A 12,352-nucleotide genomic window follows, 5' to 3' on the forward strand; every position below is an offset into this window, starting at 1 on the left:
ATTTTAACACAGTTCGTCCTCAATTACAACCAAAGCCGCTTCCCAGCAGCGATCTATCCGTTTAGTCCCGATAGGAGGCTGACGGTGAGTACCTGCTTGAGCTCTTGGCACGCTTGTTTCGGCCCAGAAAAGCCTGCACGGCCCGCTTCGCGCACCATAAAGCGAACAGTGTGAAAAAGCTGGCCCATACGATAGCCGGAATTCCGGTACGAAGGGCAAGATTCGTGGCGTCACCGGCTTGGCGCGCATCTCCCCAAGCATATAGAATCAAGGATAACGGACCAAACACGGACTCTTCCAAGCACAAAAAAGCGAGCAGCAAGTAATAAATATCGCGCAACCATTGCGGCGTCAGTGCCATGATCACAAGCGTCAGGACAATGAAACCTATTATAAATAGGATGCCAAAGCCATTGCGAACGAACAACACTAAGGAAAGCCCAGATAAGACAAGCATAACCTGGAGGCCCAAACGCTGCTTTCCCTTCGCGTAAGCTGAGAACAAGAACCAGGCAAACAACGAAGCTGTCATATAGCCGGCTAAGGCAACCGGTATAATCGCCCATGGCTTTGTAATCGTGGAATAGGTCACACCGCTATGATCCCTGTAAAGCTCGATGTACATCACTTTTCCTGATAGCGCCAAGGTTACGGCAGCATGGCCAAACTCATGAACCATCGTATCCAAGTTGCGAAAAATAGAAGAAGGGATCCAGTGCGTGAGCAACGCGGAACCTATCAGAAATAAAATAGTTTTCACCCAGTTGCTCATGCAGCAGACCCCCCAGTTATTAAATTATTACTTGAAGTTTTTCAAGTTGTAGAATGCTTTTTTACCAGCGTACTGAGCTACTGTGAACAACTCATCTTCAATGCGAAGAAGTTGGTTGTATTTCGCAACGCGGTCTGTACGGGAAGGAGCACCTGTTTTGATTTGACCCGCATTCGTAGCTACAGCGATGTCAGCGATTGTGCTGTCTTCGCTCTCACCGGAACGGTGGGAGATAACAGCTGTGTAACCAGCGCGTTTAGCCATTTCGATAGCGTCGAAAGTTTCAGTCAGTGTTCCGATTTGGTTAACTTTTACCAAGATGGAGTTACCGATGTTTTCTTCAATACCTCTGGAAAGACGCTCAGTGTTCGTAACGAACAGATCGTCACCAACCAATTGAACTTTGCTGCCCAATTTCTCAGTAAGCAATTTCCAACCTTCCCAATCGTCTTCGGAACAACCGTCTTCAACTGTGATGATTGGGTATTTATCCACCCATGCAGCAAGGAAGTCAACCCACTCAGCGGAAGTGAAGGATTTGCCTTCGCCTTCAAGGTGGTATTTGCCGTCTTTGAAGAATTCTGTGGAAGCTACGTCCATACCCAAGAATACATCAACACCTGGTTTGTAGCCAGCTTTTTCGATAGCTGTAAGGATGGTTGTGATGGCTTCTTCGTTGGATGTGAAGTTAGGAGCGAATCCGCCTTCGTCGCCAACTGCTGTGTTCAGGCCTTTTTCTTTCAATACGGATTTCAAGCTATGGAAAATCTCAGCGCCAATGCGAAGAGCTTCTTTGAATGTAGGTGCGCCAACAGGCAGAACCATGAACTCTTGAACGTCAACGTTGTTGTCCGCATGTGCGCCACCGTTGATGATATTCATCATTGGAACTGGAAGTGTTTTGGCATTGAATCCGCCAAGGTAAACGTACAATGGAACGTCCAAAGCGTCAGCTGCCGCGCGAGCTACAGCCATGGAAACAGCAAGGATTGCGTTAGCGCCTAATTTAGCTTTGTTCGGTGTACCGTCAAGCTCGATCATTTTGTGGTCGATACCCACTTGATCAAGTGCATCTAATCCAATGATTTCAGGAGCAATGATTTCATTCACGTTCTCAACGGCTTTCAGAACGCCTTTACCCAGGTAACGACCTTTGTCACCATCACGAAGCTCAACAGCCTCGTACGCGCCTGTGGAAGCCCCTGAAGGAACGATAGCACGGCCGAAACCGCCAGACTCCAAGTAAACTTCAACCTCAACTGTTGGGTTACCGCGGGAATCCAATACTTCGCGTGCATAAACATCAGAAATAATAGTCATTGTTAGAAACACTCCTTTTATATAATAGGTGGCTTGCTATTTGTTTAGAATCGTGGCTCCGGTCATTTGTACCGGCTGCGCGACTTGCAAGAAATCGAGCATCGTTGGTGCAATATCTGCCAAAATTCCGCCATCTCTTAGTGTAACAGATTTGTCCGTTACAATAAAAGGCACGGGATTTGTTGTATGTGCCGTGTTGCGTGATCCGTCGGCATTCGTAACCACATCCGCATTTCCGTGATCAGCTGTGATGCACACCACGCCGCCTTTGGCGAGGATCGCCTCAACAACTTGACCCAGACAGGCATCTGTTGCTTCGATCGCCTTCACCGTAGGCTCCAGCAAACCGGAGTGGCCTACCATGTCAGGGTTGGCGAAGTTCAGAATAATCACGTCATGACGCTCCGCTTCGACTTCCTTAACGACAGCTGCCGCCAACTCATATGCACTCATTTCTGGTTGCAAATCGTAGGTAGCTACCTTTGGAGAAGGCATAAGAAGACGCGTTTCGCCTGGCAATTCCGCATCGCGACCACCACTGAAGAAGAAGGTAACGTGCGGATATTTCTCAGTCTCAGCAGCACGAAGCTGCTTCAGATTGTTCTGAGCCAATACTTCACCCAGTGTATTATCTAGATCTTTGGGTTTGTACGCAACAAAGCCCTCTACGGTTTCACTGAACAAAGTCAGACAAACGTAGTATAGATCCTTCGGCACCTTGTCTCCACGATCAAAACCACGGAAATCTTCGTTCGTGAACACTTGGGAAAGTTGAATCGCACGGTCAGGACGGAAGTTGAAGAAAATGACCGAATCGCCTGATTCCACGAGACCTACCGGCTTGCCGTCTTGTCCAACGATAACCGTTGGCATAACGAACTCGTCGAATACGGATTTCTCGTAAGATTCAACAATAGCTTTCATAGGGTCTGTGTAGGCAGGGGCATCGCCATAAACCATGGCACGGTACGATTTCTCTGTCCGTTCCCAACGTTTATCGCGATCCATCGCATAATAGCGCCCTTGAACCGTAGCGATTTGACCTACGCCAACCTCGCGGATTTTTTGCAGCAAGCTTTCCATGTACCCTTTCGCGGAATCCGGGGCGACATCGCGGCCATCCAGGAAAGCGTGAATGTAGACGTCATGGAACTGCTCTTTTTTCGCCAAGTCAAGCAGAGCGAACAAATGCTGAATGTGACTGTGCACACCACCATCGGAAAGCAAACCATAAAGGTGAAGCTTCTTTCCGTTCTCTTTGGCATGCTTGAAAGCGCCGAGAATCGTCTCGTTATCGTAAAATTCACCATCACGAATCGATTTGGAAATGCGGGTAAGATCTTGATAAACAATACGGCCTGCGCCAATGTTCAAGTGTCCTACCTCAGAGTTCCCCATCTGGCCTTCAGGCAAACCTACAGCTTCGCCGCAAGCTGTTAACGTTGTATGTGGAAAAGTCGACCAGTAACGGTCGTAGTTTGGTTTTTTCGCATGAGCAACCGCATTCCCTTGCTCTTCTGAGCGCAGTCCGAAGCCATCGAGAATGATGAGTGCTACCGGTTTCGGTCTGGACATGTTACTTCGCCCCCTGGACAAGCTGGATATAAGAAGCTGGCTCTAAGCTCGCTCCGCCAACAAGTGCGCCATCAATGTCAGGTTGTGCCATGTATTCAGCAATGTTGTTAGGCTTTACGCTGCCGCCGTATTGAATGCGAACTGCATCGGCAACGGATGCCCCGTAAAGACCGCTCACCAATTGTCGGATGTAGCCAATAACATCTTGCGCATCTTCAGCTGTCGAAGATTTGCCTGTGCCAATCGCCCAGATAGGCTCATAAGCGATAACAACTTGTGCCGCTTGCTCAGCGCTCAGACCAGCGAAAGCTGCTTCTGTTTGCACTTTGCAAACATCTTTGGTTTGACCCGCTTCGCGCTCTTCCAATTTCTCACCTACACAAAGGATCGGTGTTAAGCCGTGTTTGAAAGCAGCAACGACTTTTTTGTTCACGATTTCATCCGACTCCGCGAAGTAAGCTCTGCGCTCGGAGTGACCGATAATGACGTATTCAACGCCAAGATCTTTCAGCATAACGCCGCTGATTTCGCCTGTGAATGCGCCATTGTCTTCGAAATGCAGGTTTTGTGCGCCCACATGAAGGGATGTGCCTTTCGCAGCTTCAACCAAAGCTGGCAGATTAGTGAACGGAGAGCAAATTACGCTCTCAACGCCTTCTACGGTGCTGCCTTTTACTTCGTTTACAAAGCTTACAGCTTCGGAAACCGTTTTGAACATTTTCCAGTTGCCCGCGATAATGGGTGTTCTACTCATGGGGGATACCCTCCTAGAAATTTTTCATTAGAAAAATGGGTTGCTTAAGCAGTTACTATTTATCGTTCAAGGCTACTACGCCTGGTAATGCTTTACCTTCCATAAACTCCAAGGAAGCTCCGCCACCTGTGGACATATGGTTCATTTTGTCAGCCAAATGGAATTTCTCTGTAGCTGCAGCGGAATCGCCACCACCGATAACGGTGTAACCGGAAGTTGCTGCACAAGCTTCAGCTACTGCACGCGTACCGTGGGAGAAAGGCTCGATTTCAAATACACCCATTGGTCCGTTCCATACAACCAGCTTGGATTTCGCAATTACGTCAGCATAAAGCTCACGTGTTTTGGGTCCAATGTCAATGCCTTCCCAATCCGCAGGAATGCCATCAACGCCTACGATTTGGGTATTCGCATCGGCACTGAATTTATCTGTAACAACAATATCAACCGGAATCAGGAAGTTTACGCCTTTTTCTTTGGCTTTTTCAATAAAGCTAAGCGCCAGATCAAGTTTCTCGTTATCCACGAGAGATTTACCGATTTCGTAACCTTGTGCTTTCAGGAATGTATAGGACAGTCCACCGCCAATAAGGACGTTATCAGCAATGTTCAGGAGGTTCTCAATGACAGCGATTTTGTCTTTCACTTTGGATCCGCCAACGATAGCTGTGAAAGGACGTTCAGGATTGTTCAAAGCTTTACCTAGAACATCCAATTCTTTCTCCATCAATAAACCGGAAACCGCAGGAATGAAGTGTGCAATTCCTTCTGTCGAAGCATGTGCGCGGTGAGCAGCGCCGAAGGCATCATTGACGAACAGGTCAGCAAGCTCAGCAAAGGATTTAGCCAATTCCGCATCATTCTTCTCTTCGCCTTCATTGAAACGTACGTTTTCAAGCAAGAGAACGTCGCCATTTTCAAGAGCATCCACTTGTGCTTTCACGATTTCGCCAACGGATTCGTTCGCTTTAATCACAGATTGGCCAAGCAATTCAGCCAGCTTTGCCGCTACAGGTGTCAATCGAAGTTCTTCAACAACTTGACCTTTTGGACGTCCGAAGTGACTTGCAAGAATGACTTTCGCGCCTTTTTCGATTAAGAATTTAATCGTAGGCAGTGTTTCTCTGATTCTTGTATCGTCGGTGATTTGACCATTCTCTACAGGTACATTGAAATCAACGCGTACAAATACTCTTTTACCAGCTACTTCAACATCGCGAACACTCTTCTTATTCATGTATCAAAGCCTCCTGAACCTGTATTGTTTGCTACTAAACCATCATCTATAGGCGAAAATCATACATAAAGAGGAGAATCGCTTCTCCTCTTCACGTTTATACGAGCGTGTTACTTATGAATTACAGACCTTTTTTCGCGATGAAAGCTACCAAGTCAACAACGCGGTTGGAGTAGCCCCACTCATTATCGTACCAGGAAACCACTTTCAGCATGTTGTCGCCAACTACCATTGTGGACAAAGCATCGATTGTGGAGGAAGCTGGGTCACCGTTAAAGTCGCTGGATACAAGAGCATCTTCTGTGTAGTTCAGAATGCCTTTAAGAGGGCCTTCGGAAGCTGCTTTCAAAGCTGCGTTGACTTCATCAACCGTTACGTTAACTTTCAATTCAACAACCAAGTCAGTTACGGAAACGTTAGGCGTAGGAACACGCATAGCCATACCGTTCAATTTGCCTTTAAGCTCAGGAAGAACTAGGCCGATTGCTTTTGCTGCGCCAGTGCTTGAAGGAATAATGTTTTCAGCAGCCGCACGAGCACGACGAAGGTCTTTGTGAGGAACGTCAAGCACGGATTGATCATTTGTGTAAGAGTGAACAGTTGTCATCATCCCTTTTACGATTCCGAAGCTATCGTTGATAACTTTCGCGAAAGGAGCCAGACAGTTTGTTGTACAAGAAGCGTTGGAGATAATTGTATGAGCAGCTGGATCGTATTTATCTTCGTTTACGCCCAGTACGATTGTGATATCTTCGTCGGAAGCAGGAGCGGAGATGATAACTTTTTTAGCTCCACCTTTCAAGTGAAGGGCTGCTTTTTCTTTCGCTGTGAAAATACCAGTAGATTCGATAACGATTTCTGCGCCTACAGATGCCCAAGGCAGGTTCCCAGGGTCACGCTCAGCAAAAACTTTGATGGAACGACCGTTAACGATCAATTCGCCTTCGCCAGCTTCAACTGTAGCGTCTAGTTTACCGTGAGTTGTGTCATATTTAAGCAAGTGAGCCAATGTTTTAACGTCAGTCAAATCGTTTACTGCCACGATCTGTACTTCTGAATTGTTCAAAGCTGCGCGAAATACGTTACGACCAATACGTCCGAAACCGTTAATACCTACTTTTGTTGTCATAGCCAATTCCTCCTAAGATTAAATAAATAATTATATTTCAAGATGCAGCTTTTGAAGGCATACATCGAGATGTCGTTGTTACACATGTTTCATAATTTCCAAGGCTGCAGCCTCATCGGTCACAAGCACATCTTCCTGCCCATGACGAAGTACGGAAGCGATCGCTTCCCCTTTGCTCTTGCCGCCTGCTACACCGATGACCACTTCGGTTCGTTGAAGATCCTCCAAACGAAGTCCAACCGTTGGCATCTTATGAACAACATTACCCTGTCTGTCAAAATAGTAACCGAAAGCTTCAGCTAAAGCGCCGTCTGCTTGCAGGCTTCGTGTTGTTTCGGAATCAACCTTGCGTCTTCGTGCCATAACCATAGCATCTCCGATTCCGTGTACAACGATGCGACAACTGCGCACAGCATCAACGACTTCCTGAATCTGTGGATCTTGGATAAGCGATTGGTACGCTTCCTCACCCAAATGATCAGGCACGTGAAGCAATCTGTATTTCCCACCTGTTTTCTTGGCCATAATGGAAGCGATCGTGTTGGCTTGCATATCCACGCTTTCCCCAAGTCCACCGCGGGCTGGTACGAACCAACTGCCTTTCAGTGATGACGATATTGCCAGATTATTCGCAATCTGAGCCATTGTCGAGCCGCCTGTTACAGCGATAATATCGCCCTTGGCTACGTATTTGCGCAAAGCTGCTGCGCCCGCACGGCCAAGCTCCTTCTTCGTAAAAGCCGAAATATCGGAGTCACCCGGAACAACAATCACTTGTTTCAGCCCGAAGACCTTCGTGATGCTTTCCTCTAGATCCGTCAAGCCAAAAGCCAACTTAATCATAGGTTGCATATCTTCAAGCAGTTGACGACCGGATTCACTGATCTTCATTCCCGTCGTGTCCGATTCGAGAAGTCCGAGTTCTTTGAGGAAATCGACTTCGCCGCGGAGCACTCGTTCCGTCATATCCAGCGAAGAAGCTAACGTTCTTCGGCCGACGACGCCGGAAACCAGGATGTGATGCAGAATCGAGTAACGCTTCTTCATGGTGTCCATTAAATCCGGTATGAGCTGTTTCTGAATGTCAAGAATTTCTCTCATATGACGACTTATACCGCTCCTGATCCAGTTGATGGACGTTTTATGTCCCAGGTGTGCATTTTACGTCCCACCTGAGCGAAAAAAAAGTTCCTTACACGCTCATTATAACCAATATCTCAGGAAGATTCAATATTTGTTCAAACATTTTTCTTATGTAAATAGCGGCATGGTTTACCTCCTTGCTTTTTGAAGGCTTCTATCTTATAATAACCCTTGCTTCACTTTTTTATACGTTTTTTGCGCCCGTGGTCCAATGGATATGACGTAGGCCTCCGAAGCCTGAGATCAAGGTTCGATTCCTTGCGGGCGCGTCCATAAGAAATACCCTAAATCAGTTGCGAAACTGATTTTTTTTGAACTCAGTTTGACCTTTCTTGACCTTCGGAGGTTTTTTCGTTATCATACTTGTAGATACTGTAAATAGTATGCACAAGTACCAGCCATTTAAGCATCTACCCATTGAAGGAGGTAATTCTCATGAGTTTCATCCCTATGGTCGTCGAACAGGACGCGCGCGGTGAAAGAGGATATGACATTTACTCTCGTTTGCTGAAGGACCGCATTATTTTTCTCGGCACGGGCGTTAACGATGTTGTTGCGAATTCCATCATTGCTCAGCTACTTTTCTTGGCCGCACAAGATCCTGATAAAGATATTTCGATTTACATCAACAGCCCAGGTGGTTCCATTACAGCCGGTATGGCTATCTATGATACCATGCAGTTCATCAAGCCAGACGTTTCCACGATCTGCGTAGGTATGGCTGCTTCCATGGGAGCTTTCCTGCTTACAGCAGGTGCCAAAGGCAAACGTTACGCGCTGCCTAACAGCGAAGTCATGATTCACCAACCACTCGGCGGTGCTGAGGGGCAAGCTTCGGACATCGAGATCCGCGCTAAGCGTATTTTGAAAATGAGAGATAACCTCAACAAAATTCTTGCCGAGCGCACAGGACAAACCTTCGAACGCATCGAGAAAGATACCGACCGCGACAACTTCATGAGTGCGGCGGAAGCAGCAGCCTACGGACTCATCGATAAAGTTATCGAACGTGTGTAGAACGAAAATAAATATGTGTTAAATAAAGCTCTTTTGATGTGCATCTCACCATGCATACGAAAGAGCTTTTTTTATTGCCCGGTATTCCGCAGTATGTAAACGGTTTATTTCCATTCACCGCGCGTTATGAAAGTTTATTATGCGTTATTTCGATAAACCGAATAATAAAATACACTTAGAACACAGCGGGAATATGGTCATACTTACGATCCTCATTCTTCCATAAACCGTGATCGACGATCTACATAGGAGGGGTAATAGATGAAATTATCATTCAAAAACATTCTGAGTACAGGACTCGTTACCATCATGTCAGCATCACTTCTGAGCGCATGTGGCGGAGCCGCTGCACCAAAGCCTAGCGCCATTGCCACAGCGCAGTCCGTTAGTAAACCGTTCGAAGGTAAAAAACTGTCTGTGGTTACCGCCAATCATCCGTGGGGTGACGCCATTAAAGTCTTGCTTCCGGAGTTTGAGAAGCAAACGGGTATTAAAGTCGACATTCAGAGCTTTTTCGAGGATCAATTAACACAAAAGCTGACCGTTCAATTTACCGCAGGTTCCGCTACCCCGGATGTTTACATGTTTCGTCCCATGCAGGACATCAAATTATTTTATAAAAACGGTTGGGTTCAACCGTTAGATGATTATGCCAAAAAGGATGCGAGCTACAACTTCAATGACTTCACAAAAACTTCAATCAGCTCTACAACAGTAGATAACAAGCTTGCAGGCATTCCCCTCATTACAGAGCAGCACATCCTTTATTATCGGAAGGACTTGTTAGAAAAAGCAAACATTGCTGTACCTAAAACCATGGAGGAATTGAAAGAGGCCGCCAAAAAATTGCATGATCCCAAAAACGAAATGTACGGCTTTGTATCCCGTGGTCAGCGCTCACCGCTCGTGGGCCAAATCTCCTCCTTTATTTATTCGGAGGGCGGCGAATTCAAGCAGGGCGATAAAGCTACTTTGAATACGCCAGAAGCGATCAAAGGAATGACAACCTATGCGAATTTGCTTAAAGATTACGCGCCGCCCGGCGTACTTAACATGTCCTGGCCGCAAGCCATCGGTATCTTCGCGCAAGGAAAGGTCGCTTTCTTCGCAGATGCCAATTCAATTTATTTGAATGCGAGTGATCCTGAAAAATCGAAAATCGCCGATAAGGTCGGTTACGCGCAATTCCCAGCAGGAAGCGCAGGCTCCAAACCCTTTAACATCACTTCCTGGGGGTTAGCCATGAATTCCAAATCGGAAAGCAAAGATGCTTCATGGGAATTCATCAAATGGGCTACGAGCAAAGAGATCGTTCTTGCTACCCAGAAAAAAGGCAACCCCGGCCCTCGATTGTCCGTATGGGAAAATCCCGATGGCATCGTTGCCTACCCTAAACAATTGGCGGAAGTGACCAAAGAAACACAAAAGGGAGGCGTTGACCACTCCCTGCCACAAGTTAGCGCTGTCAGCGAAGCTCGCGATATCATCGGAGCGATTGTTCAAAGGCGATTAGCGGTGAAGACATTAAAGCTGCTGCAGAACAAGCGAACAAAGAATTCCAAGCCTTGATCGATAAAGAAACAGGCAAGTAATCCATTCATACAGTCGGATGCACCTCATAAAAGGTGATCCCTCATTCCTTAACCGCTTATCTCCATAAGAAAGGATATGTGATCAGATATGCCCACTAATTGGTTCGACCGCAATTTGAAATGGATATACACCCTGCCTGCGGTTATATTTGTTCTACTCATGATGGTGTTTCCGATTCTGTATACGGGAAGAATCAGCTTCTATGAATGGAGCATGTCCGCAATGACTCCGCCCAAATGGGTGGGACTGGCCAACTACACCGCACTGCTGACAGAAGAACGGTTTTGGAATTCTGTCAAAAGCACATTTACCTTCACAATCGGCTCTCTAGCCATTGAAACTGTGCTAGGCGTCGCCATTGCACTGCTGCTTTTTCGAGATTTCTTTGGTAAAAACATCGTGAAAACCTTATTCCTGCTGCCCATGGTAGCTACCCCTGTTGCAATGGGTCTAGTATGGCTGCTGATCTATGAGCCAACCATCGGCGCTGCCAACACGATATTAAAAATGCTGGGGCTTAGCCCGCAGCTATGGATTGCTTCGCCTACTCAAGCCATTCCATCGCTTATTTTGATTGATGTATGGCAATGGACGCCGATGATTTCCCTCATTGTCATGGCTGGGTTAGCCACATTACCCAGTGAGCCTTACGAAGCGGCTGATGTCGACGGCGCCTCAGGCTGGCAGAAGCTGACTCACATTACTTTACCCTTGCTAAGACAAACCATTATCGTCGCCATGATGCTGAGACTCATCGATGTGTTAAAAACGTTCGATATCATCTACTCTACCACTCAAGGCGGTCCGAATAATGTATCGGAAACATTAAACATCTATGGGTACACCCTTGGGTTCCAATACTTTAAGCTAGGTACAGCCTCCTCGCTCCTAGTCATGTTTTTTGCTCTTGTCATGGGCGCTACACTTCTTATGATCTGGATTCGCAAACGTCTGGAGGCATCAGCATGAAACAGAAAAAACGCCTTACCACCCTTCTTTTGTCACTGATTACGTTGATTGTAATAGTAGCTTTTTCTTTTCCTTTCATCTGGATGCTGCTCGCCTCGTTCAAGACGCAAACACAAATCATGTCGAGTGATCAATTCTTTATTTTCAAACCTACAGCGATTAACTATGCCAGTGTGTTTAAAGAATATGATTTCATGAAATTCGTGACCAATAGCTTTGTAGTTGCGACAGGCTCAACCATCGGCTCTCTCCTTTTAGGATTACCTGCGGCTTACGCCATTGCAAGGTACCGCATGCACAGCTTTAGCTTGATTATATTGGTTGCGCGTATTGTTCCGGGTATCTCCTTCTTAATCCCTTGGTTCATCATCTTCTCTAAAATGGGATTGGTAGACACGTATGCATCGCTCATATTAAGCCATATGCTTGTCGGACTTCCTTTTATTATTTGGGTCATGATATCTTTCTTCGAAGGACTGCCGAAGGAAATTGAGGAGTCGGGACTAATCGACGGATGTACACATTCCGGTGTCTTCACACGTATTGTACTGCCTATTTCCGGACCGGGCATCATTACATCGTCGCTCCTATCCTTCATTTTTTCATGGAATAATTTCATGTTCTCTATCATCTTAGCTGGGGATAAGACGAAAACTTTGCCGATAGCTGTATTTAATTTCCTATCCTACTCAGAAATCAACTGGGGAGCCTTGATGGCAGCAGCCTGTATCATTACTTTGCCTGTACTCATCATCGCTTTGCTCGCTCAACGATATATTGTCAGTGGTCTTGCGTCCGGTGCAGTGAAAGGATAAACTGATCCGTAGGATTCCACAGGGTAAG

At 46.5% G+C, this 12,352-nt stretch carries 11 protein-coding genes and 1 tRNA gene; 5 read left to right on the top strand and 7 right to left on the bottom strand.

What is annotated here, in order from left to right:
* Positions 1-61 precede the first annotated feature (61 nt).
* From FU659_RS12910 to FU659_RS12940, 7 genes are all read right to left on the bottom strand, one after another.
* Positions 62-772 carry a M50 family metallopeptidase gene (locus FU659_RS12910; protein WP_147947957.1) on the bottom strand — a complete coding sequence of 237 codons (711 nt, stop codon included), beginning with the start codon at positions 770-772 and terminating at the stop codon, positions 62-64.
* Positions 773-799: 27 nt separating this feature from the next.
* Positions 800-2,092, bottom strand: coding sequence for a phosphopyruvate hydratase (eno, locus tag FU659_RS12915; RefSeq protein ID WP_147947958.1), 1,293 nt, complete (start codon positions 2,090-2,092; stop codon positions 800-802).
* A gap of 36 nt (positions 2,093-2,128) precedes the next feature.
* Positions 2,129-3,667 carry a 2,3-bisphosphoglycerate-independent phosphoglycerate mutase gene (gene gpmI / locus FU659_RS12920; protein ID WP_147947959.1) on the bottom strand — a complete coding sequence of 513 codons (1,539 nt, stop codon included), beginning with the start codon at positions 3,665-3,667 and terminating at the stop codon, positions 2,129-2,131.
* 1 nt (position 3,668) lies between these two features.
* Positions 3,669-4,421 (bottom strand): triose-phosphate isomerase, encoded by a 753-nt coding sequence (gene tpiA, locus FU659_RS12925; RefSeq protein ID WP_147947960.1) that lies wholly within the window; start codon positions 4,419-4,421, stop codon positions 3,669-3,671.
* A 55-nt stretch (positions 4,422-4,476) separates the two neighbouring features.
* The gene (locus FU659_RS12930; RefSeq protein WP_147947961.1) at positions 4,477-5,658 is read right to left on the bottom strand and encodes a phosphoglycerate kinase; all 1,182 of its coding nucleotides are present in this window, start codon (positions 5,656-5,658) and stop codon (positions 4,477-4,479) included.
* A 121-nt stretch (positions 5,659-5,779) separates the two neighbouring features.
* Positions 5,780-6,787 carry a type I glyceraldehyde-3-phosphate dehydrogenase gene (gap, locus tag FU659_RS12935; RefSeq protein ID WP_029195998.1) on the bottom strand — a complete coding sequence of 336 codons (1,008 nt, stop codon included), beginning with the start codon at positions 6,785-6,787 and terminating at the stop codon, positions 5,780-5,782.
* Positions 6,788-6,865: 78 nt separating this feature from the next.
* A complete protein-coding gene (locus tag FU659_RS12940; RefSeq protein WP_147947962.1) occupies positions 6,866-7,888 on the bottom strand; it encodes a sugar-binding transcriptional regulator in 1,023 nt (340 codons plus the stop codon).
* A gap of 239 nt (positions 7,889-8,127) precedes the next feature.
* On the opposite strand from FU659_RS12940, the gene FU659_RS12945 reads away from it, so the two are divergent.
* The 5 genes from FU659_RS12945 (at position 8,128) to FU659_RS12965 (ending at position 12,324) form a co-directional block, all read left to right on the top strand.
* A tRNA-Arg gene (locus tag FU659_RS12945) sits at positions 8,128-8,199 on the top strand.
* A 166-nt stretch (positions 8,200-8,365) separates the two neighbouring features.
* Complete coding sequence (gene clpP, locus FU659_RS12950) at positions 8,366-8,947, top strand: ATP-dependent Clp endopeptidase proteolytic subunit ClpP (RefSeq protein ID WP_147947963.1); 582 nt, start codon at positions 8,366-8,368, stop codon at positions 8,945-8,947.
* Positions 8,948-9,208: 261 nt separating this feature from the next.
* A complete protein-coding gene (locus tag FU659_RS12955) occupies positions 9,209-10,516 on the top strand; it encodes an ABC transporter substrate-binding protein (protein WP_261807807.1) in 1,308 nt (435 codons plus the stop codon).
* A 111-nt stretch (positions 10,517-10,627) separates the two neighbouring features.
* Entirely contained in the window at positions 10,628-11,509 is an 882-nt protein-coding gene (locus FU659_RS12960; protein WP_147947964.1) for a carbohydrate ABC transporter permease, read from the top strand.
* The gene (locus FU659_RS12965; protein WP_147947965.1) at positions 11,506-12,324 is read left to right on the top strand and encodes a carbohydrate ABC transporter permease; all 819 of its coding nucleotides are present in this window, start codon (positions 11,506-11,508) and stop codon (positions 12,322-12,324) included. The genes FU659_RS12960 and FU659_RS12965 overlap by 4 nt, the downstream gene beginning before the upstream one ends.
* Positions 12,325-12,352: the final 28 nt, after the last annotated feature.

This window comes from Paenibacillus sp. N3.4, assembly GCF_008017805.1.
In the GTDB taxonomy this organism is placed as follows: domain Bacteria; phylum Bacillota; class Bacilli; order Paenibacillales; family NBRC-103111; genus Paenibacillus_E.

Bases quoted from the DNA above. Each gene is read 5' to 3' on its own strand.
- FU659_RS12910 (WP_147947957.1), bottom strand. From the start codon at position 772: ATGAGCAACTGGGTGAAAACTATTTTATTTCTGATAGGTTCCGCGTTG.
- eno (WP_147947958.1), bottom strand. From the start codon at position 2,092: ATGACTATTATTTCTGATGTTTATGCACGCGAAGTATTGGATTCCCGC.
- gpmI (WP_147947959.1), bottom strand. From the start codon at position 3,667: ATGTCCAGACCGAAACCGGTAGCACTCATCATTCTCGATGGCTTCGGA.
- tpiA (WP_147947960.1), bottom strand. From the start codon at position 4,421: ATGAGTAGAACACCCATTATCGCGGGCAACTGGAAAATGTTCAAAACG.
- FU659_RS12930 (WP_147947961.1), bottom strand. From the start codon at position 5,658: ATGAATAAGAAGAGTGTTCGCGATGTTGAAGTAGCTGGTAAAAGAGTA.
- gap (WP_029195998.1), bottom strand. From the start codon at position 6,787: ATGACAACAAAAGTAGGTATTAACGGTTTCGGACGTATTGGTCGTAAC.
- FU659_RS12940 (WP_147947962.1), bottom strand. From the start codon at position 7,888: ATGAGAGAAATTCTTGACATTCAGAAACAGCTCATACCGGATTTAATG.
- clpP (WP_147947963.1), top strand. From the start codon at position 8,366: ATGAGTTTCATCCCTATGGTCGTCGAACAGGACGCGCGCGGTGAAAGA.
- FU659_RS12955 (WP_261807807.1), top strand. From the start codon at position 9,209: ATGAAATTATCATTCAAAAACATTCTGAGTACAGGACTCGTTACCATC.
- FU659_RS12960 (WP_147947964.1), top strand. From the start codon at position 10,628: ATGCCCACTAATTGGTTCGACCGCAATTTGAAATGGATATACACCCTG.
- FU659_RS12965 (WP_147947965.1), top strand. From the start codon at position 11,506: ATGAAACAGAAAAAACGCCTTACCACCCTTCTTTTGTCACTGATTACG.